The organism is Nostoc sp. FACHB-152 (genome assembly GCF_014697475.1).
GTDB lineage: Bacteria > Cyanobacteriota > Cyanobacteriia > Cyanobacteriales > Nostocaceae > Nostoc_B.
This window is the reverse complement of sequence record NZ_JACJRV010000003.1, coordinates 63,395-84,897: the sequence shown is the minus strand read 5'-3', so window position 1 is coordinate 84,897 and position 21,503 is coordinate 63,395. Positions and strand designations below refer to the sequence as shown.

Below are 21,503 nucleotides of genomic sequence, written 5' to 3'. Positions count from 1 at the left end.
TTTGAGTTACCTTTAAGGGTGCAATGTGGAAACCTATGTACTCAAGGCAAAATGAATGCTTCCGTTTCAAGTAATCACACCTGATGTTGCTACTCAACAAGGACTGCAACAGGTTTACATGAGTCAGCATGGCATACTCTATCAAGGAGACTGTCTGAAACTGCTGTCAGCTTTGCCTGATGAGTCTGTAGAGCTTGTATTTGCTGATCCACCCTTTAATCTTGGTAAAGAATATGGTGAAGGTGTGAGCGATCGCATGGAGGTAGATAAGTATTTAGACTGGTCGCAACAGTGGCTAAATGAGTGTGTTCGCGTGCTGAAACCTGGTGGAAGTTTGTTTGTCTTCAACCTGCCTAGATGGTGCATGGAGTATGGTGCTTACCTCAATCGTCGGGGGATGTGGTTTCGCCATTGGATTGCTTGTAGAATGCCGAAGGCTTTTCCTAGAGGTAAAAGGATGTCTCCTGCTCACTATGGTCTAATTTATTACACAAAAGGGGAGCCAGCAGTTTTTAACAAAGTTTATACACCTATTCAAGTTTGTCGGCACTGTGGTGGAGAAATTCGTGACTATGGTGGACATCGAAAGAAGCTGAATGAAAAAGGTATTAATTTAATGGATGTCTGGGACGCACCAGAAGATGTTTGGGAAGATACAACCAAAGCTGATTCTACTGAAGTTTTATGGACATTAGCAGAAGAAATGTGGACTGATATCCCACCAGTTCGGCATCGTCGGCACAAAAAACGCGTGCCAAATGAACTTGCTCCCATTATGTTAGAACGGATTATTGCAATGGCATCGAATCCAGGTCAAATTGTGGTCGATCCATTTGGGGGTTCTGGGACTACATTCTATGCAGCCGAAAAACTACACCGTTACTGGATTGGTTCAGAAATTGGGGACACAGAACCAGCAGTAGAAAGATTGATTAATCTAGCTAATGGAGTTATTGAGCAATGGGAATCAGCAAGGGGAAGCAAAAAACCGAAGCAACAAAAAAACAATGCGTCACAACTGTCAATTCCTTTTTCTACATAGCGTTCAGATTAACGCACGACCATCTGTTCCTTTAGTAATCTTTGGTACACTGCTATCTAGTTGGTCGTGTTCAATTACGAAAATTGCGAAAAAACCCTCTTCAATTCTAACTGCTCGCCAAACATCAAAATAAGGTTCTAGCTCTTCATAATTACCAATGCGATCGGTTAGATAAGGGTAAAGTTTCCTACTTGGAAGTACCAAGGCAGCACCTAGAAAAACACCACGTAGCAACCCAAGAATCATTTTATTGATTGCGCGATGACTTGAGGAGATATTGCCTGTTTCCCACTCAAGAGCAAAAAGATAGTTATCAATGACTTTCGTTGCATCAACCTTTCCTGGTGATCTAGTTGCATAGTTAATCTGAGTTTCCAATTTCCATGCAAATCTATCTCTCAATGCAATCATGCAAGCTTCTTTAATAGGCTTAACACCATTACCGTGTTTTGATGGATTAATTGTAAAGCTGGATGCACCGGGAGGATGAACGATTAAAGAAATAGCATCTCGAATTTCAGCCCGAATTATAGACCAATCATTTGATTCTTCAAAACTACCAACACTGATCAAAGAAACCTCTTGAACAATTTTCATATTAACTACTCAATGACTTGGCTATGCAAGAGTAGTACAGTTCTGTGTAATATTTTTGAGAGTTAAGCTTAGTTTCCAGATTATGAAATGTACACTACATCTGAGGCTATATTACAACGCCAACGAAATGCTTTGCGAACAGGTCTAATGGTGTTTTGGGCAATGAGCAGTAGAATTCTTCCTAGATACAGAGCGTTTGAATGCGAAGGCGATCGCTAGTATTTAGCTTTGAAACTTCTGTAGCTTATATCTAAGTCTTACGTTTGAAATTTATTTTATCTACTCATCCCTAATTTTTCAGATGTAATCTTGGTAGAAAATTTATTGCATTTTTAATTACATATTATAATTATACCATTCTCTATATCCAAAAATATAAATATATTTATCCTCATCTTCACTTAAATTTACTGCATCTTGAAAATCAGGCGATCGCACCTTAAATAAACTGTCAATTTCTGCCAGATAATTTTTATGTTTACGTCTTTGTTGCTGTTTTCCAAATTTTGTAAAAAGTGATGCGATCGCTGATAGTGTTCCCAGCAGAATCAAAGTCATGGCGCAAAAAACTAATAATATAACTTCAATAATGCGTCGCATAACAACCTCTATCTCCTATCATAACTACACATAGATTTTAGCTATATTGTGGTGATGATTTCATCCGTCATTAATCATCTGATTTTGGTGAATATAAATAATTAATAACTCATGAATTATGACAAATGTACATCAGACAAAAGCATCCAAAAAAAATATAAAAATCTTAATTAAATAAGATACAAAACTAAACAAACCTTTGAGATGAATATTATTTAATCTGAATTTTATCTATAAAAGAAGCGATATATCTAGATAATTAATAAAAATCAATTTTTGCTAATCATAGCTAGCTGTCAACTACGATTGCAGGTTAATCAACAGAAGGTAGTATACTTGACTCAGTAATTGTATTACTTAGCCAAATATTTTTAAAGCAAAGGAATTTGGTATTACTCTAATGTTAAGTCCGGTAGTTACAGTCAGTATCTTCCAAAAACAACCCGACCCTCAAGCATATTCAGCAGGACAGGTCATCTTTGAGGAAGGACAGCCTGGCGATGTTATGTTTGGCATTGTCGAGGGGGAAGTAGACATATTAGTTAATGGTAAAGTCGTAGAGACAATTACATCTGGTGATATTTTTGGTACAGGAGTGCTTATAGGCATCAAAAATCGCACATATACTGCGATCGCCAAAACAGAGTGCAAACTTGCTTACCTTGATGAAAAAAGGTTTCTCTTCGCTGTGCAAGAAACACCTATGTTTGCATTGAATGTCATCAAAAAGTATTCAGAGCGTCTGTCTCGCTTGCAACACCTGATAGTTTAATCTAACCAAAATAATTGTAGAGACGCTGCATTGCAACGTCTCTACAGATTTATCTATTCAAGAATTCTAGTTAGAGTTTAAGTTCCACTAGTCCAAGAGTTGATGTACTCAACTTGATCTGGTGTCAAGGTATCGATATTAATACCAATAGCTTGCAACTTCAACCGAGCAATTTCTTGATCTACCTCGGTGGGAATGGAATGTAAACCAGGTTGCAACTTGCCTTTATTCTTCACCAAGTATTCACAAGCCATCGCCTGATTCGCAAAACTCATATCCATCACTGCGCTGGGATGTCCTTCCGCAGCAGCAAGGTTTACTAAGCGTCCTTCACCCAAAACAATCACTGATTTACCATTGTTCAGTTGATACTGTTGTGTAAAGGGGCGTACTTGCTTGATTTCTTTAGCTTGGCTAGCTAAGTATTTCAGGTCAAGTTCAATGTCGAAGTGACCAGAGTTACATACGATCGCACCGTCTTTCATGGCTTCAAAATGCTCACCGCGAATGACGTGCTTGTTCCCGGTGACAGTGATAAACAAATCACCTTGAGGTGCAGCCTCAGCCATTGGTAGGACTCGAAAACCATCCATCACAGCTTCAATTGCTTTGATGGGGTCGATTTCGGTCACAATCACGTTAGCACCCAAACCGCGCGCGCGTAGTGCTGTACCTTTACCGCACCAGCCATAACCAGCAACGACAATACTTTTGCCAGCTAAAAGAATATTTGTAGCGCGGATAATCCCATCTAAGGTTGATTGTCCTGTACCGTAGCGATTATCAAAGAAGTGCTTAGTATCTGCATCGTTGACGTTCATCGCCGGGAAGGTGAGAACGCCATCTTTATACATGGCGCGCAGACGCACAATTCCGGTTGTGGTTTCTTCAGTTGTGCCAATTAAATCAGCAATTTGCTCTTGCCGTTCTTGAATCAGAGTGGCAACTACATCACTACCATCATCAATAATAATGTTGGGGCGATGATCTAAAGCGATTTGAACGTGGCGGTTATAAGTTGCACTATCTTCGCCTTTGATGGCAAAGACAGGAATTTCATGATCGACAACGAGGCTAGCAGCTACGTCATCTTGGGTAGATAGGGGATTACTCGCAATTAAAAGCGCATCTGCACCACCAGCTTTGAGCGCAATAGCTAGATGTGCTGTTTCCGTGGTGACGTGACAACAAGCCACAAGGCGAATACCTGCAAAGGGCTTTTCTTGGGCAAAGCGATCGCGAATTTGCCGCAAAACCGGCATTTCTCGTCCAGCCCATTCAATGCGCTGTCTTCCCAAGGGAGCGAGGGCGAGGTCTTTAACCTCGTGCTTTAATCGGGGAGAAGTTGCGGTCATAAGTTCCTCAAAACGAAAAAAACGCACGTAAATGTTGATTACGTACTGTACTAGTTTATTTCAGGACTATGAATTTTTGGCTGTGATTGCCAAGAAGCTAGTCGATAGTCCTTTGGACTAGCTTGACGTTTGATTAGCCTAATGTCAACGTCATGTCCAGCTTTTTTCTATTTAATTTATTTTTATTAGAAATATAATTAGATTTTTATTTAAATAAATTTGTCAATTTAGTATTTTGTCATCTATCGAAAGAAATAAAATAGATACAGATTTCACTACCAACAGTATTAACGTTAAATTTTTGTCTATAAATTCTTTTTCTTTAAAATACGAATAATAAAAAAGTCTAGGTAAACCCTAGACTCCTTGATTTAGAATGAACTTTTAAAACAGTGAACAGTAAACAGTGATCACGGCGTATAGTGGGGGATTTAAACCCGCCACTAACACCTACTACCAATTGGTGTGATGTTTCGCCAAAGATAAACACCTCATTCTTTACTTATAACTGATAACTGATAACTGTTAAACGGTTGTATTTTCGCGTTCTATCTGTTGTCGAGTAGTATCAATTGCCGCATTAATACCCGATAGCCTTGATTCTAAATCATCTCGCATCCAAGTTAAGAACTTTAGTTTACGTTCTAAATGAGCTTTGTGCGAAATAGGTTCGCTACCATAACAGAAGTTACCCCAAAAAGGAAACATATTTTGCCTCTGGTTTTAGCTAAATAAAAGTGCAATATATTGCACGACTAAATTACATTCTGGCTAAAAATAATAAGACTGGTAGAGTAAAAACCGACCACAAAATTACGTGCTTGACGAACCTAAATCAAAATTATTTTCTACTTTGAGATAGTAGCTTTATTTCCTGCACTTATAATTCCACCGTAACGTCACAATGCTAGAATCAAGCAGAGTTTAGTGCTGACTGTGATTGCAATTTTTGATTAGGCAAGACAAACATTATAGCAGATTTCAGACCTTTAATTATGTTTTCCCCACTAGAGAGTAATCGCTCCCAGAAGTTTTTCTTAATTTGATGATGCTTAATAGCGGTACTTGCTTTATTAACGTTACGTAAACTTTCAAATAAGCTAATTAAAGCATCAAACATTGTCCCGACAATTGTTTTTGTGCCTACTTTGGTTGGCAAAGCTATATTTGGTGCAGTTTGAATAAGATTGACTAAATGCGATCGCATTTGTTCAACTGGCATTAATTGGGTTGAATAATGAACAATAATCGATGCAGCTGTAGGATTAATCCGGACTGTTGCATTCTTAGTTTGAGATTCTATTACTAACTGAAGTTTTTTAGCATATTCCGTATCTTTAGATAGCCGAGGAATCCGAAAGCGAATTCTTCCTGGCATTGCATGGGCAACGCTATAAGATATCTTTTGTACTGGTGCTGTTTGAGGTTGCCCACTTTTCCTAATAGGACGATTTTTGTTGGATTTAAATGAATTTCGCTCAATCATGTTCAATTTAATGTAATATAAAATATTTTTTTATAATAGTTATTTAACTATTTATTCATATTAAGTAGTTGAATTTAATTGACAATCTATCAAAAGAATAGTTTACATTTCTATCAATGGGATGAAGATATGAACTAACAGCTTCATCTGTATAGGACTCATATTTAATTTTTGAAAAAATCAGTACATTTTTACCTGCCTTCTTTGCTATTGCCTATTGCCTATTGCCTTTTCTCAAATAAATCAACAGGTTTGCTTTGCAGGTTATCTGCTAATAATTGCACCCTCTCAACTACACTAATTATATATTTGTAATTTGGGACAGGTGCGTTGGGTATATATCCAACTTCTTGAGCTAACTTTGAGGGGAACTCACTCATAACTTTGCGAATATACTCTTGGCGGTTGCGTTCTACAGTCGAACCAATTAAAACCACACCAGGTGGAACATAGTGTGGATCTGTGTAAAGGATGCGAAGTTTAGTATCTTGTAGAGTTGACTTGTAGCGATTATACTCCTCGATGGAAACAGCACCAGCATCAGCTTTGCCTTGTGCTACCCATTCCAGAACGGTTGTAGGTGTAGGAGCAAATAAGACTTCAGCCAAGGTTAAGCCATAAAGATTAAACAGTGGAAAATAATAACCCGTAGCTGAACCTAATTCTCCTAACGCTACTGTTTTACCTTGTAAATTCTTTAAATCACGGATAGGTCTATCCTCACGACTTACCAATACAGAGCGTACATTATTCACCCCAACTAAAGGAAAAAGCGGAATATATTGATAATGAGCGATCGCCACAGCAGCTATACCAGGTGGTGCAAATACCAATGACCAAGCGCGAGATTCCAAACGTTCAATAGCTTTATTTTCGTTAAAAGTTGGTTCTAAAATAATTCTTGTTTTTGTCGCTTCAGCTAAATAACGATTAAATTTAGCATACTGATTAATTATTTCTGTTCCCCCATCATAGTCAATTACACCAATAGTTAATCCGCCTTCAAGTGTTTTTTGTGACTTACAGCCATGAACTATTAAGAATAGCAACTGACCAAGAAAAAAACGACGTGTTAATTTTTTAAACATTCTAAATTTTAGTTACAGCAACTATACTTGCTTTTATCAGTAAACTTAGCTAGAGTAACTTTCATATCACCGTGTATAATAAAACATTTAAAACTAAAAATTATGTTAAAAAACTTAAAAATTGGTACTAAGTTTACCCTGCTTTTAACCATAGTTTTTCTCATCAGCATTGTAATAAGTGGAACTGTCTTATCTAGTGTACTCCAGCATAGAGCGCAAGTTGAAGTAACTAGTAAAGCCTCAATTCTGATTAAAACAATGACTTCTGTGAGAAAATACACCCAAAATCAAGTGAGAAATTTACTGTTATCTAGACTAGAAACAGACCCATTATTTATACCAGAAACAGTACCAGCTTACTCAGCAACAGAAGTATTTGCAAATCTACGCAAAAATGAAGAGTATCAAAATTTCTTTTATAAAGAAGCTACCTTAAATCCAACTAATTTACGAGACAAAGCCGATAGTTATGAAGCACAAATTGTCAATCGCTTTCGCAAGAATCCCGCACTCAAAGAAATTGCTGACTTTCGTAGTTTACCAGAAGGCACAGTATTTTATATTGCTCGTCCCCTAGCTGTTACAGAACAAAGCTGTCTGCAATGCCATTCTACCCCAGACAAAGCTCCTAAAAGTCAGTTAAGAACTTACGGTTCAGAAAATGGTTTTGGTTGGAACTTTAATGAGATAGTGGCGGCTCAGATAGTCTCTGTTCCTTCTGAAGAAGTATTTGATAGCGCGCAAAGAGCTTGGTTATTAATTATGGCATTTTTAGTGTTTATCTTTGCCATAATAGTGCTTTTAATTAACTTCTTAATTAAAAAGACCATAATTAAGCGAATTCAAAAAATTGAAAGAATCGCTCAAAAAGTTAGTACTGGAGATATGACTGCTGAATTTGAAGAAAATACTCATGATGAGATTGGTAGTTTATCAGCAGCATTTAATCGGATGAAATATAGTTTAAACATAGCTATGGATATGTTAGATAAGCAGAACTAGTTATACCACCAATTGTTTATGAGGCTGCATAGAATTAGCCTACCCTAGCGCCTCTTACTTAAGGCTACGGTGTACACACAAATCATCTTATCACCCTCTACAACAGGTAAAATTGCCAGTGCTGAGGGGAAAAATTATGGGTGCGTCTCTGATTGAACATTTGCGACAAGTTGAAGATTTAAAATTAAGCGATATGAGTATACAAGATTTGCCTCATGTCGAAAAAACCAGATTGTGGATGTTCGGTTTATCAGACTATATAGACAATAAAAACTTGATAAATTCTATATAGTGAAGCGCAACCGGAAAATATACTATGAGTAATCTTTCTCCTCGCCAACCAGAGAATATTACACCTGAAGAAGTTAGCAAAAATCAGTTTTGGGAATATGTGCAATCTCTAAATCGAGAAACGGTTGTTCAGCTATCTAAACCAGATTCACCAGAAGTATTACAGTTAATTAATCAAGCTATTGTAGCTATGTTGGGAAATTTACCCAATGATAGATTTAATACTCTAATTACTACTAGCCGCGAAGAATTGGGTAGGTTATTAGGTTCGGCTATGGTGGATGGCTATTTTTTACGCAATGCTGAACAAAGATTTCAAATAGAAAAAGCTTTGCGATTAACAGATGACCAAGCTAAAAATATTCAGCAATTCTAGTGCCACTACATCACTACATTTTACTATATGATTGGGCTTCTCTGCGTTTTGGCATTTGCAATCAATAACCCTCCCAAATATCGGGAGGGTGTTTCTATTAATTTACTTACATCCTAAAGATTCACGTGTATCCACACCAGTTTTAGAATTGACACCACTAGCCTTAGCACAGAGTTTTTTTACCTGTGGGCCATCTAACACTGCATTCGTAAAATCTGCACCTGTAATCTCAACATTATCAAAGGTCGATCGCAGCATCATCGCATCTGTCAAAATCGCATCGCTTAAGTTAGTGTTTTTGAATTTGGCTAGATAAGCTATGCCATTACTAAAATCTACACCCTGAAAATTGACTCCTTCGAGGACGGTACCGTTAAACACACCTCCACGTAAGTCAGCATTGCTGAAGTTAGCATTCTCTAAATCAAGATTGGTAAACTCACTACCAATTAAACTTTGTCCTGAAAAATCTTTTCCCTTAACTTCATCGCCAGCAGAACGAGTAATACTCGAAGAACTAGCAGCCTGCGCTGACAAAGGAAATAACAATAGAATCATAGCTAAGGCAAAACTAGCTAGTATGCGCCAATACTTCATAATGTCTTCTTAACAAATCTCAACATTCCTAACAATAAGATTACTAGGGAATGGGGAGTAGAGAGTAAGCAGTAGGGTATGTATTTGATGCTTGATAGTAACAACCAATATATTTAGGGCATTAACTAATAATAAAGCAGAGACAGCAAAAGACTTTTAACCCTGAAACCTGTAACCTATCACCTGTCATCTGTTACCTATCACCTCCTATACCTTGCCAGCTAAATTAAAGGTAATCCCGTAGGATATATAGTTGAAGTGCGATCGCAAAGCATAACTACGTGTCTAATCAAGAAAACATCGCCACATCCTTGGCGCGAACTCCTTTATATCAACTGGGTGTAGAACTCAAAGCCCGCCTGACCAGCTTTGGTGGTTGGGAAATGCCCGTACAATATGGTGGTATCACCAGCGAACACGAAGCCGTGAGAACTGCTGCGGGGATGTTTGACATTTCCCACATGGGCAAATTCACGCTAGAAGGGAAAAAAGTCATTGACCAACTCCAGGGTTTAGTACCTTCGGACTTGAATCGATTACAACCTGGTCAAGCACAATATACAGTATTGTTAAATCCCCAAGGGGGAATAATTGACGATATTATTGTCTATTATCAAGGTGAAGATAGTACAGGTGTAGAGAAAGTGGCGATCGTTGTCAATGCAGCGACCACTACCAAAGATAAAACATGGCTATTGCAAAACCTCAATTTAGATCAAGTAAAATTTCAAGACATCTCACCAGAAAAAGTTTTAATTGCCCTGCAAGGGCCACAAGCAGTTAAATATCTCCAGCCATTTGTCGCAGAAAACCTCCAACCAATCAAAGCATTTGGTCATTTACAAGCAACCCTACTAGGTCAACCCGCCTTCATCGCCCGTACAGGTTACACCGGGGAAGATGGCTTTGAAATTATGGTAGACCCAGAAGTAGGCATAGAACTATGGCTTAGTCTTTACAACGCTGGTGTCGTTCCCTGTGGGCTAGGTGCAAGGGATACCCTGCGTCTCGAAGCCGCAATGGCACTTTACGGTCAAGACATCGACGATACAACCACACCCCTAGAAGCTGGTTTAGGGTGGTTAGTTCACCTCGATACCAAAGGCGATTTTATTGGTCGGTCAGTCTTAGAACAACAAAAAGCCAACGGACTGCAACGCCGACTCGTAGGTTTAAAAATGCCAGGACGTAACATAGCCCGTCACGGCTACCAAGTTTTATCCGCAGGTCAAGTCATCGGAGAAGTTACCAGTGGTACTATCTCTCCTACACTTGGTTACCCCATTGCTTTAGCCTACGTTCCTACCAAACTAGCAAGCGTCGGCCAGCAACTAGAAGTAGAAATTCGCAGTAAAACATACCCAGCCGTGGTAGTCAAACGCCCCTTTTATCGCTCAAAAACTAAAGCCTGAACTTACAAGTTGCTACGCGTCTACTTACTTCATACTTTGCAGTTTTTAAGGAATAATGTGTTGTGAACTACTCAATAGACCTCTTGCAAAACTCTTTTTGCAAGAGAGGGCAAAGGGAAAAGGTAAAAGGGAAAGGGTTTTTTCTTATCCCTTTACCCTTTCCCCCTTACCCTTTTCCCGACTTCTGCATGAAGTCTAATCTAGAGTAAAGCTCCTGATCAAAGATGATTAGCATTACTGTTGGGACAATAATTGTTGTGATATCGGAGAGTAATTTATATGTCTGAATATCCTGAAGATTTGAAATACCTGGATAGTCATGAATACGTGCGCCTAGATGGTGACATGGCTACCATTGGTATTACTCAATTTGCTATCAAGGAATTAGGTGAAATTGTGTTTGTAGAATTGCCTGACCTTGGTACTCCTCTTGACAAGGGCGACAATTTTGGCACAGTTGAATCAGTAAAAGCCGTTGAATCATTAATTTCACCAGTAACAGGTACAGTAGTAGAACGTAATGATGCGGTGATTGATGATCCTGAAGTACTGTCAGATGATCCCTACAACGATGGATGGTTTTTGAAAGTACGTATTAGTGATCCTAGTGAACTTGACGAAGCCTTGACTGCGGATGAGTATAGTGCCTTGGTTGAAGGCCATTAAGAAGTATGAAGTATGAAGTATGTATACGCCCTTTGGGGAGCTTCCCGCAGAGTAATTTCATACTTCGTACTTTTCTTTTAGTGTCGGCTTGTGAAAAGAATTTTTTATTGCAAAATATTAAATAGTTGCGTCCGGAGTTCAATTTGTGGTATTTCATGCCCCTCACCCCAAGTCCACCCACCCAGTAAATTCATCGTCCTCTAATTTTTTAGAACGACATATAGGCCCTAACTCCCATGAGATTCAGCAAATGCTGGAACTGCTGGATTTTTCCAGCTTAGACGACCTCATCGATCGCACAGTACCACAAGCAATCCGGTTGCAGCAAACGCTACAATTACCCGACGCACAAAGTGAGTACGCAGCATTAGCCAAGTTAAAAAACATTGCTGCTAAAAATCAAGTTTGTCGTTCATACATTGGTATGGGATATTACGACTGCATTACACCACCTGTAATTGGACGTAATATCTTAGAAAATCCCGGTTGGTATACTGCTTACACTCCCTATCAGCCAGAAATTGCCCAAGGACGACTGGAAGCACTGCTGAATTTCCAAACCATGATTATTGACTTAACAGGTTTGGAAATTGCCAACGCTTCATTACTAGATGAAGCAACAGCCGCCGCCGAAGCGATGAGTATGAGTTACGGCATCAGCAAAAATAAAGCTAATAGCTACTTTGTCTCCCGTGACTGTCATCCCCAAACTATCGATGTGTTGCAAACAAGGGCGAAACCTCTGGGAATTCACATTATAGTTGGCGACCATCAGACATTTGACTTTACTCAACCAATTTTTGGGGCAGTTTTACAATATCCTGCCACCGACGGCACTATTTACGACTATCGCGCCTTTATTGACAAAGCCCATGAATTAGGGGCGTTAGTTACTGTCGCCGCCGATCCTCTCAGCTTAACTTTACTCACACCACCCGGCGAATTTGGTGCTGATATTGCCGTGGGTAGTACGCAACGCTTTGGTATTCCCTTAGGGTTTGGCGGGCCTCATGCAGCATACTTAGCTACCAAAGAAGAATATAAACGCCAAGTACCAGGGCGCATTGTGGGGGTATCAAAGGATGTCAACGGTAAGCCAGCATTACGTCTAGCATTACAAACCCGCGAACAGCACATCCGTAGGGAAAAAGCAACAAGTAACATCTGTACCGCACAGGTACTACTGGCAGTTATGGCAGGTATGTACGCTGTCTATCACGGGCCAGAGGGACTGAAGAATATTGCGGAGAATATTCACCAGCTAACTTCAATCTTGGCAGTAGGCTTAAAGCGTCTAGGTTATAGGATTAGTTCAGAAAATTACTTCGATACGCTACGCTTAGAATTAGGCACACACAGCCTCAAAGCTATTCTTGAAGCTTGCCAAGCTAGAAATATTAACTTACGAATTTTTGATGATACTGCTGTTGGTATCTCTCTTGATGAGACAACTACATCGGAAGATTTAATTGACCTGTGGCAAATTTTCGCGCTTAAAGATGAATTACCCTTCACTATAGAAGAATTAACTGACTCAACTTGTCATATTATTCTACCTCGCCAAAGCCGCTACTTAACTCATCCAGTATTTAACCGTTATCACTCCGAAACTGAGTTGTTGCGTTATCTGCACAAGTTAGAAACCAAAGATTTATCGCTAACTACATCGATGATTCCTTTAGGTTCCTGCACAATGAAGTTGAATGCAACAGCCGAGATGATCCCAGTGAGTTGGGCGGAATTTGGCAAGATACATCCTTTTGCACCATCATCGCAAACTTGGGGTTATCAAATTCTGTTCCAGCAACTTGAGGCGTGGTTAGCTGAAATTACTGGGTTTGCCGGAATTTCGCTGCAACCCAATGCCGGTTCTCAAGGCGAATATGCTGGACTTTTAGTAATTCACGAATATCACGCCAGTCGCGGCGAAGCACACCGCAACGTCTGTTTAATTCCGACTTCTGCACATGGGACAAACCCTGCTAGTGCGGTTATGTGTGGTATGAAAGTGGTAGCCGTTGCCTGCGATGCTGACGGTAATATTGATGTGAATGACCTCAAAGCCAAGGCAGAAAAGCATAGTAGTGAACTTGCGGCTTTGATGGTGACATATCCCTCAACTCACGGGGTATTTGAGGAAGCAATTCAAGAAATTTGTGATATTGTGCATCGCCACGGTGGACAAGTATATATGGATGGGGCAAACATGAACGCCCAAGTCGGTTTGTGCCGTCCGGGAGATGTGGGTGCAGATGTTTGTCACTTGAATTTACACAAAACCTTCTGTATCCCTCACGGTGGTGGCGGCCCAGGGATGGGGCCAATTGGGGTAGCCGCCCATCTCATTCCTTTTCTACCTGGACACGCTGTAGTTCCTATCACTAAATCAAATCAACAGTCAACAGGGGCTGTTGCTGCTGCACCTTGGGGTAGTGCCAGTATTTTGGTCATTTCTTGGATGTACATTGCCATGATGGGGGCGACGGGTTTGACCCAAGCAACCAAGGTGGCAATTCTCAATGCTAACTATATTGCGAAGCGGCTAGAAACTTACTATCCAGTGTTGTATAAGGGCAAAAATGGTTTAGTTGCCCATGAGTGTATTTTAGATTTGCGATCGCTCAAAAAATCCGCCAACATCGACATTGATGATATTGCTAAACGGTTAATAGATTACGGTTTCCATGCACCGACTGTCTCCTGGCCGGTGGCAGGTACAATCATGGTGGAACCCACAGAAAGCGAATCTAAGGAAGAATTAGACCGTTTTTGTGATGCCTTGATTGCTATTCGCCAAGAAATCGCCGAAATTGAATCAGGCAAGATGGATATTGAAGATAATCTGTTGAAGAACGCACCCCACACCGCCGAAAGTCTCATTGCTGGCGAATGGACTCATCCCTATTCCCGCGAACAAGCCGCCTACCCCGCACCTTGGACGCGTGAAGCTAAATTCTGGCCGAGTGTTGGTCGTATCGATGCAGCTTTTGGTGACCGGAATTTTGTTTGTTCTTGTCTACCAATGGAAGCGTATGCTTCTTAGGAAAGCAGAAGATTAGGAAAACTAGTGTTGAGTGTTGACGGTCAACACTCAACACTCAAGTTTGAGATCACCATATAATTTTTTTGATAATAATTATAAATTCTTGCTAAAATTATCAGCAATTTTCCATACTACTTGTGTATTTTACTGTAGCTTTATGCTATGTTGCGATCGCAGTTAGTAGTTATCCTGAGATTAAAGATAAGGCAAATAATAATACACTGCTTGTTAGCAACAAGAGCAAAAATTTACATAAGTAGCTTAATTGGAGGCTGTTTAAGCCATGCAAGGAAAATTCCTAGTTTTGGGTTTGGCTGCTTTGGCGATATTTGGTTGTAACAAAGAGGTAGCGACACAACCTGCACAAAACGCTAGTAGCCAAGGTGTTCAAAGTATTCAACCGCCGAAAACTGCATCTCGCGCAGGTACAGTTGTGAAATCAGGTAGTTTTGTGAAAGCAGAACACAAGACCACAGGGATGGCTCGCATTATCACTGAAAACGGTAATAATTTTTTGGAACTAGACCAGAACTTTAAAACAGACAATGGGCCAGACTTGTTTGTAATTCTCCACCGCCAAGAAAAATTACCCATTTCTGGTCTTAAAAAACAAGATTACGTCACTTTGGGGACACTACAAAAAGTGTCTGGAGCGCAACGTTATGCTATTCCTGACAGTGTGAAGATTGCAGACTTCGCCAGTGCAGCTATTTGGTGTCGCCTATTTAATGCTACCTTTGGCTATGCCGCATTCAGCAAATAATTTTAGTGAGTATCCCTAAAATTAATGGTCATAGATAGTGGGAAAAGTAATGAATTAATATTAGCGGGAACACGGGTTTATGAATCATCGTCGCCAGAAGATACAAGTAGAAATCCTTAAGCACAGCTACAGCCACTAAAACTAATTCGAGCCTTTAAAAGAAGCTCTTCTCTCGAAACACAACGAGCATCCCCAAGAGGAAGACAACCAGTTAGAGGGAGATCACCTGTGTCTGCTGCTAATAATCAGTGTTTACAGAGAGGAATTCCTGTAATATCTTTGATTCTCGAATCTTAATCAGGATTAACTACTGTAGCCGACTCCACATGGCGTTTCTATGTTCCTCGAACTTCTACGCTAGTATTAAAACTGATTGTTCAAAATGAAGATAAGCAATACGTTTACAAACAAAAAGCCAAATTTAGTAATAAAACTGGAATAATTGTTTTAAATCTAACTGTTAATTATTTAGTATTAAACAAAAAATCCAAATGAAAATTATCAGTGGTTTGTCAACTGGCCGATAAGTCTCAAAATAAATGTGTAGCAGGTTTAAGACAACGCCTACTACCAAATTCGCAACTAGCAAGAAAACTAAAACAAGTAACTAAACGAGAGCGTGCAGTTTTATATGCAGAAGCTGGTATTGAGTCAGATACAATCACCACTCTAGCTCAAAGGCACTATTTGGAGGCTAATAATCAAGAACTTGCATTTGAATGGAAAGGACTAAGCACAAGCAGAGATGTTAGCTTAAATAAGCAAATAGCGCAGCCGCCACTAATTCCTGAGTCATTAGTATTGAAACCGAAAACAGCCTCAAATTTTAATAACCGAACGCAGGAGTAGATTAATATGAACAATTTTTTACCAAAACTTTCAACTAAAGTAATTTCTGGAATTACAATACTTGCGCTTGTCTGTTCCATAGCTCCAGTAAAAGCACAAGTCAAAGTTAAATTACCACCAAATCTAGGCGCACCTGGACGCAGAGTTCCTGGTGGCTCTCGCGGTCAAAATTGTGTTGCTAGACATCAACATTTAACTGCTTTGATTCCGAAATCAAATATTTCTTTAACAACTGTATCCAACCCCGCACTCTATTTTTATATTCCTCAGAATCAAGCACGACAATTAGAATTAGTGATCACAGATGAAGAAGACCAACTAATTTACAAGCAAAACTATAAATCTATTGGTAATCCTGGCGTGGTTGGTATCCCTCTACCCGTTAATACACTAAAAAAAAGCCAAACTTATAAATGGAGCTTCTCCATAATTTGCAATACTGAAGACCGTTCTTTAGATAAATTAGTTAACGGAGCAATCAAACGCGTTAACAATTCTAGTGTTTTAAGTAAGGTAAAAAAAGCTAACCTTCAAGAACGTTTAAGTATCTATGCAGAAGCAGGTATTTGGCAAGATCTACTTGATACTTTAGCCCAATTGCGCTATTCCCGTCCTTACGATACAGCACTCAAAGCTGATTGGGAAAGCTTGTTAATGAGCCAAGGCATAGAATTTGATAAACAATTGGCTCAAGCACCTTTAGCCAAGCAAGAAAATGTGATGCAACAAATTAATTAAACTCTAGGATTTGTGATCTATATGATCGGGTAGAATAAGCATCAAATAAGATTTAGTAAAATTATGGGGTTTCAGCTCCACGACTTATTTAAAAAGCCGGGGAGCTGATTATTTAATTAATCAACTAAGTTTGTAGGTAAGTATACAATACTGTTCGGTTAAGCATTTTTAACTTGTAATCTGGTTTTGGGAAAAGGTTAAAGGTAAGGGTTAAAGGCTTTATTCTACTTTTTACCCTTTCCCCCTTAACCGAAAGGTATTGGGTAAGTATAATATTCACTACTAATGTCAGAAAATCAAAATGAAATTTTGTATACATCTACGGAATGCAACATAGATGTAATGTATCAACATAAGTAAAGCCCAAGACCGTAAATTCCCAGGACGTAGGGGGATTGACTATGAAATCCGTTTTTCTGATTAGATGCTTCTGTGTTGCCTTGATACTTGCTTCTATATTACCTGTTAGCTTAAATAAAGCACTAGCAAAACTTCCTGGCACTGTGCAAGCCCGGATTGATTACAAAAAATATATGCAACTGGGTTACACTGCGACCCGCCAGCGTAATTACGCAGAAGCTATAGATTATTTTAAACAAGCACTTTATGAAAGGCCAGGCGATCGCAATGCAACTATAGCCATACGTAATCTCGAAATTTATGTCTCGCGCGATCGCCGGGCTAGTAATAACGCAAAAGCCTACGTCACTTACATCCCCACAAATCTTGGTGTAGCTAAAAGGCGCATACCAGGAGCTACCCGTTCTGGCTATATACATCTCAATGAAGCAGGAGAAGCTTGCATTCAAGGTAAACAACGCTTAACAGCACTTACCCCGGAATTTGACACCCAAAGAACAACCAAAGCGAACCCATCCTTCTTTTTCTACTTACCGCAGACATCTGCACCAGTCATGGAATTGGTTTTACAAGATGACCAAGAAGAGGTAATTTATAAAAAAACCTTACCAGTACCTAGCCAACCCGGAATTGTAAGTTTAAGTTTGCCTGTTGATGCCAATGTACCAAAATTGAAAGTTGGTAAGTCCTACCAATGGTACTTCTCGCTAATTTGCGATCGCAAAGAACGAAGTTCAGACTATGTAGTTCATGGTTCTATCGAACGCATTGCACCTGATCAAACACTCCAAACTCAGTTAGCAAAAGCCAAGCCCGAAGAGCAAGCAGCTATCTATGCGTTATCAGGAATTTGGGAAAATCCATTAACTATTTTGACTCAATTACGCCAATCAAGCCCCAATGATCTGGCAATTAAGAATGACTGGGAAGACTTGTTACGATCTGCTGGATTAGAAACAATTGTTAAAGAACCTTTAGTACCTTGTTGCACACTCAAGTAAATGAAAAGAATTGAACTTTCCTCGCAGAACTTGGCGTTGAATATCCCTGCTCCCTCCTTAAAAGCAACTCAGCGATGAAAACCAGCTACACATAGCATCGACAGTTGAAGCCATCTACCTACAATTGCTTTTAATATAGAGATTCAACCCAACGGGGAAGTTGTGTGCTTCCACGCAGTGGACACACCATCAAAATCAAACCTTTTTAACACTATGCTTGCAGGGGTGAAAAAGTTCTTTACACAGCCAGTGATTGTTTCGAGTGTAATAGTCACACTCGTTTTGGCTGGAATCCAAAAGCTAGGGCTATTAGAATCTTTTGAACTGACAATTTTTGACCAGATGGTGCAGAAACGCCCAGTTCTACCTCCCGACCCCCGCCTGTTGATTGTCGGATTCACTGAGCAGGATATTCAAAAACTCAAACAATCATCACCATCTGGCGAAGTATTAAGCAAGGTCTTGAGTAAATTAGAAAGCAACCAAGCCCGTGTCATTGCTTTGGATTTCTTTCGGGATGTACCTGTAGAACCTGGTCATGCCAAACTATTAACCTACCTGCAAACTAGCGATAAAACTCTTGCTATTTGTAGTGCTACCGCTCCTCCTCCCCAAGGATTGCAGCCAAATAATATCGGATTTGCTGATCTCCCAGAAGATCCCGACAGTGTAATTCGTCGCGCCCTGTTGTTTGCCAACCCAGAATCTAAATCGCCCTGCAAAAGCCAGTATTCAATCGCAGTATTAGCCGCATTACGATATTTAAAAGAAACTGCCAATATCAAACCGCAAATCACCCAAACAGGCGACACATTAACATTAGGTAAGACTGTATTTCCCCGCTTGCAACGAAATTCTGGCGGTTACATCGAAGCAGATAATGGTGGGTTCCAAATCTTGCTCAACTACCGTTCTCTAAACAATGTTGCTAGACAGGTAAGTTTTATAGATGTACTCAACAATAAAGTTAATCCTGATTGGGTCAAAGGTAAAATTATTTTAATTGGAGCGACTGCACCGAGTAAACAGGACATTCGCAATACTCCATACAGTACTGGCAGAAAAGATAACGTGGGCAAAATGCCAGGGATTGTTATCCATGCCCAAATAATTAGTGAAATTCTGAGCGTAGTTCTCGACAAACGACCGATATTTTGGTATTTGCCGGAATGGGGTGAAATTATCTGGATTTGGGTTTGGACTTTACTAGGTGCGTCAGTTGCATCGCAAGTTCAGCATCCACTACGTCTAGGGTTAGCAGGTGGAGCGTCTTTAGCAATTTTGCTAGGGAGCAGTTTTTTCATCTTTACCCTGTCTGGATGGGTACCACTGGTACCACCTGCATTAGGAATAATTGCCGCGAGTGGTAGTGTAATAATCTACAGTGCCTACCGGAACAAAAAACAGGGAGATGAAATCGCTTCTAAAATTCAAGAACAAGAAAAAACTATTTCTTTGTTGCAGTCTTTATTAAGAGAAGGTGGGGCTACGACTTTTGATGATCAGCATCTGTTGAATACTATGCCCCAAAGTGGCGAATTGCTCAATAATCGCTATAAAGTGACGCAAATACTAGGTGCAGGAGGTTTTAGTTATACTTACTTAGCTGAAGATATCAAACGCCCTGGTTTCCCTAAATGTGTTGTTAAGCATCTGCAACCAGCGCAAAGTGACCCAAGGTTTCTAGAAGTTGCTAGACGCTTATTTAAAACAGAAGCAGAAATACTAGAGATATTGGGAGAGCATCATCAAATTCCGCAATTATTTGCTTATTTTGAAGAAAATCAGCAATTTTATCTGGTGCAGGAATTCATTCAAGGGACTTGTTTGCAAGAGGAACTTAGTGTTGGTAACTGTCTTGGAGAAGCTGAAGTTATCAAGCTCCTGAAAGAAGTTTTGGAAGTGTTAATATTTGTCCACGCTCATAACGTTATCCATCGAGATCTCAAACCCAGCAATTTGATCCGGCGAGAAGCTGACAGCAAGATAGTTTTAATTGACTTTGGTGCAGTCAAACAAATCCAACCTCAGCCAGAAGAAGAAAACTTAACGGTAGCAGTGGGTACTCTTGGTTATGCATCACCAGAACAACTCATGGGTCAGCCAAGGCTAAACAGTGATATTCATGCTTTGGGGATGATTGGAATTCAAGCTTTAACTGGGAAAAGTGCCAAAGAAATTCAACGTGACCCGCAAACAACTGTGCCAATTTGGCAAAATATGGCAAAAACTTCAGATGGGTTAGCGAAGATTTTAGAACGGATGACTGCTTACGACTATCTCCGAAGATATCAATCGGCTCAGGAAGTTTTAGATGATTTGAAAAAACTCTAGTACAAGATGAAAAATACGATCGCTTGTGTCTACTCCACCCATTGCTACTTTAGGCATAAGCGATCGCTCTAGTATCTATAACTTAAGTTGTGAAATTTAAGCACAATTTCATGAAATTACTGATCAAAAGATTGTAGTCATAAATGGCATATCGGCTGCAAAATAGATGTTTTTAGGGACTATTAATATCACTATACTTAGTAAGTATATACACAGAAGTCAAGTATGAATAACTTTGGGAGAATTATAAGCAAGAAAAACTTCCTGATTTGGAAACCTGGGCAAGATCAAAAAATTAATCTGACTGGGCAATGTTTATAACAAGATTGATCAATTTTCACTCTTTTCATAACTTGCATCCAAGTTTGGCTGTACACCCACCATAGTCTCATTCAGCAAATTATGAAACCAAGATTCCTTAGCACCACAGCCTTAATCACAATAACATGGTTCACGCCTGTGGGCGAAATTCAACCCGCACCTGCTAGTCAAAGCTACAGAGATAGTTTCAATCAAGTAGTTGAGATGAGTTCTAGTTCTAGTTCTAATGATGTAGAGCAGCAATTGTCTGGTCTACTGTTAATTGCTGGTGCAGGAGTTATTGGCTGGTTGGCCATGAAAAATAGTAAAAAAGTTGTTGTTCAACAACAGTTTCATCAAAACAATTTAAAACAGAGTATACCGAAAGAGCGATCGCCCTCGACTGCTCAATCTATTAAAGCACAGTCTAATTCCCAAACAGAAACAACAGATATTTCCACATACATTAAACGCGCTTATAGTCATTTTAGACAAGGCGATACTCAACAAGCGATCGAGGAATTTAATAAAGCTATTGGCTTTAATCCCCAGAGTGCCTATCTTTACGGCGAAAGAGCAAATTTTCGGTGCAAAAAATTGGGCGATAAAGAGGGAGCAATAGAAGACTATAGCAAAGCAATTTGTATTCACCCGCAAAACGCGCTTTTTTACCTTTGGCGCAGCCAAGCCTACAATGAACTTGGTGAACAAAAAAAAGCTATAGAGGACTATAATACAGCTGTTCGCCTAGCACCTGAAAATACTGTGTATCACTATTTTCATGGGGCTGTGAACTCTAGAGAATAATTAAATATTTTAAATAATCTGGAT

At 39.6% G+C, this 21,503-nt stretch carries 21 protein-coding genes and 1 pseudogene; 15 read left to right on the top strand and 7 right to left on the bottom strand.

What is annotated here, in order from left to right; translation table 11 throughout:
• Positions 1–55: 55 nt before the first annotated feature.
• Positions 56–1,042 (top strand): site-specific DNA-methyltransferase, encoded by a 987-nt coding sequence (locus H6G76_RS04180; protein ID WP_190695781.1) that lies wholly within the window; start codon positions 56–58, stop codon positions 1,040–1,042.
• Between the two features lie 3 nt (positions 1,043–1,045).
• Here H6G76_RS04180 and H6G76_RS04175 read toward each other — a convergent pair whose 3' ends face one another.
• On the bottom strand, positions 1,046–1,639 hold the full coding sequence (locus H6G76_RS04175) for a restriction endonuclease (protein WP_190695777.1): 594 nt from the start codon (positions 1,637–1,639) through the stop codon (positions 1,046–1,048).
• A gap of 87 nt (positions 1,640–1,726) precedes the next feature.
• Here H6G76_RS04175 and H6G76_RS37620 point away from each other — a divergent pair, with 87 nt between their 5' ends.
• A complete protein-coding gene (locus H6G76_RS37620) occupies positions 1,727–1,858 on the top strand; it encodes a hypothetical protein (protein ID WP_277883073.1) in 132 nt (43 codons plus the stop codon).
• A gap of 117 nt (positions 1,859–1,975) precedes the next feature.
• On the opposite strand, the gene H6G76_RS04170 is transcribed toward H6G76_RS37620, so the two are convergent.
• Positions 1,976–2,239 (bottom strand): hypothetical protein, encoded by a 264-nt coding sequence (locus H6G76_RS04170; protein WP_190695774.1) that lies wholly within the window; start codon positions 2,237–2,239, stop codon positions 1,976–1,978.
• Positions 2,240–2,639: 400 nt separating this feature from the next.
• Between H6G76_RS04170 and H6G76_RS04165 the strand changes: the two genes are divergently transcribed.
• Positions 2,640–3,011 carry a Crp/Fnr family transcriptional regulator gene (locus H6G76_RS04165; RefSeq protein WP_190695771.1) on the top strand — a complete coding sequence of 124 codons (372 nt, stop codon included), beginning with the start codon at positions 2,640–2,642 and terminating at the stop codon, positions 3,009–3,011.
• A gap of 77 nt (positions 3,012–3,088) precedes the next feature.
• Here the strand turns inward: H6G76_RS04165 and ahcY are convergent, their stop codons facing one another.
• The 4 genes from ahcY to H6G76_RS04145 all read right to left on the bottom strand — a co-directional run bounded on the left by ahcY (position 3,089) and on the right by H6G76_RS04145 (position 6,940).
• Positions 3,089–4,366: an adenosylhomocysteinase gene (gene ahcY / locus H6G76_RS04160; protein WP_190695767.1), complete on the bottom strand. Its 1,278-nt coding sequence runs from the start codon at positions 4,364–4,366 to the stop codon at positions 3,089–3,091.
• 525 nt (positions 4,367–4,891) lie between these two features.
• The gene (locus H6G76_RS04155; RefSeq protein ID WP_190695764.1) at positions 4,892–5,074 is read right to left on the bottom strand and encodes a hypothetical protein; all 183 of its coding nucleotides are present in this window, start codon (positions 5,072–5,074) and stop codon (positions 4,892–4,894) included.
• A gap of 205 nt (positions 5,075–5,279) precedes the next feature.
• Complete coding sequence (locus tag H6G76_RS04150; protein WP_190695762.1) at positions 5,280–5,852, bottom strand: HMA2 domain-containing protein; 573 nt, start codon at positions 5,850–5,852, stop codon at positions 5,280–5,282.
• A gap of 221 nt (positions 5,853–6,073) precedes the next feature.
• Positions 6,074–6,940 (bottom strand): phosphate/phosphite/phosphonate ABC transporter substrate-binding protein, encoded by an 867-nt coding sequence (locus H6G76_RS04145; protein WP_190695759.1) that lies wholly within the window; start codon positions 6,938–6,940, stop codon positions 6,074–6,076.
• A gap of 102 nt (positions 6,941–7,042) precedes the next feature.
• On the opposite strand from H6G76_RS04145, the gene H6G76_RS04140 reads away from it, so the two are divergent.
• From H6G76_RS04140 to H6G76_RS04130, 3 genes are all read left to right on the top strand, one after another.
• Complete coding sequence (locus H6G76_RS04140; RefSeq protein WP_190695756.1) at positions 7,043–7,942, top strand: DUF3365 domain-containing protein; 900 nt, start codon at positions 7,043–7,045, stop codon at positions 7,940–7,942.
• Between the two features lie 136 nt (positions 7,943–8,078).
• A complete protein-coding gene (locus H6G76_RS04135; RefSeq protein ID WP_190695753.1) occupies positions 8,079–8,234 on the top strand; it encodes a hypothetical protein in 156 nt (51 codons plus the stop codon).
• Positions 8,235–8,258: 24 nt separating this feature from the next.
• The gene (locus tag H6G76_RS04130; protein ID WP_190695751.1) at positions 8,259–8,609 is read left to right on the top strand and encodes a DUF760 domain-containing protein; all 351 of its coding nucleotides are present in this window, start codon (positions 8,259–8,261) and stop codon (positions 8,607–8,609) included.
• A 102-nt stretch (positions 8,610–8,711) separates the two neighbouring features.
• Here H6G76_RS04130 and H6G76_RS04125 read toward each other — a convergent pair whose 3' ends face one another.
• On the bottom strand, positions 8,712–9,206 hold the full coding sequence (locus H6G76_RS04125) for a pentapeptide repeat-containing protein (RefSeq protein WP_190695749.1): 495 nt from the start codon (positions 9,204–9,206) through the stop codon (positions 8,712–8,714).
• A gap of 281 nt (positions 9,207–9,487) precedes the next feature.
• Here H6G76_RS04125 and gcvT point away from each other — a divergent pair, with 281 nt between their 5' ends.
• The 9 genes and pseudogenes from gcvT to H6G76_RS04075 all read left to right on the top strand — a co-directional run bounded on the left by gcvT (position 9,488) and on the right by H6G76_RS04075 (position 21,479).
• Positions 9,488–10,618 (top strand): glycine cleavage system aminomethyltransferase GcvT, encoded by a 1,131-nt coding sequence (gene gcvT, locus H6G76_RS04120; RefSeq protein WP_190695747.1) that lies wholly within the window; start codon positions 9,488–9,490, stop codon positions 10,616–10,618.
• 279 nt (positions 10,619–10,897) lie between these two features.
• On the top strand, positions 10,898–11,284 hold the full coding sequence (gcvH, locus tag H6G76_RS04115; RefSeq protein ID WP_190695744.1) for a glycine cleavage system protein GcvH: 387 nt from the start codon (positions 10,898–10,900) through the stop codon (positions 11,282–11,284).
• 145 nt (positions 11,285–11,429) lie between these two features.
• The gene (gene gcvP, locus H6G76_RS04110; RefSeq protein WP_190695742.1) at positions 11,430–14,327 is read left to right on the top strand and encodes an aminomethyl-transferring glycine dehydrogenase; all 2,898 of its coding nucleotides are present in this window, start codon (positions 11,430–11,432) and stop codon (positions 14,325–14,327) included.
• A gap of 283 nt (positions 14,328–14,610) precedes the next feature.
• Complete coding sequence (locus tag H6G76_RS04105) at positions 14,611–15,090, top strand: DM13 domain-containing protein (RefSeq protein WP_190695740.1); 480 nt, start codon at positions 14,611–14,613, stop codon at positions 15,088–15,090.
• A 312-nt stretch (positions 15,091–15,402) separates the two neighbouring features.
• Positions 15,403–15,939 (top strand): annotated as a pseudogene (locus tag H6G76_RS04095) (DUF928 domain-containing protein); the annotation flags it as partial.
• Between the two features lie 6 nt (positions 15,940–15,945).
• Positions 15,946–16,677, top strand: a complete 732-nt coding sequence (locus H6G76_RS04090) for a DUF928 domain-containing protein (protein WP_190695727.1) — start codon at positions 15,946–15,948, stop codon at positions 16,675–16,677.
• Between the two features lie 401 nt (positions 16,678–17,078).
• Positions 17,079–18,038, top strand: coding sequence for a DUF928 domain-containing protein (locus tag H6G76_RS04085; RefSeq protein WP_190695725.1), 960 nt, complete (start codon positions 17,079–17,081; stop codon positions 18,036–18,038).
• Between the two features lie 213 nt (positions 18,039–18,251).
• Positions 18,252–20,372: a CHASE2 domain-containing serine/threonine-protein kinase gene (locus H6G76_RS04080; RefSeq protein WP_190695722.1), complete on the top strand. Its 2,121-nt coding sequence runs from the start codon at positions 18,252–18,254 to the stop codon at positions 20,370–20,372.
• A 402-nt stretch (positions 20,373–20,774) separates the two neighbouring features.
• Positions 20,775–21,479 (top strand): tetratricopeptide repeat protein, encoded by a 705-nt coding sequence (locus H6G76_RS04075; RefSeq protein WP_190695720.1) that lies wholly within the window; start codon positions 20,775–20,777, stop codon positions 21,477–21,479.
• The last annotated feature ends 24 nt before the right edge of the window (positions 21,480–21,503 follow it).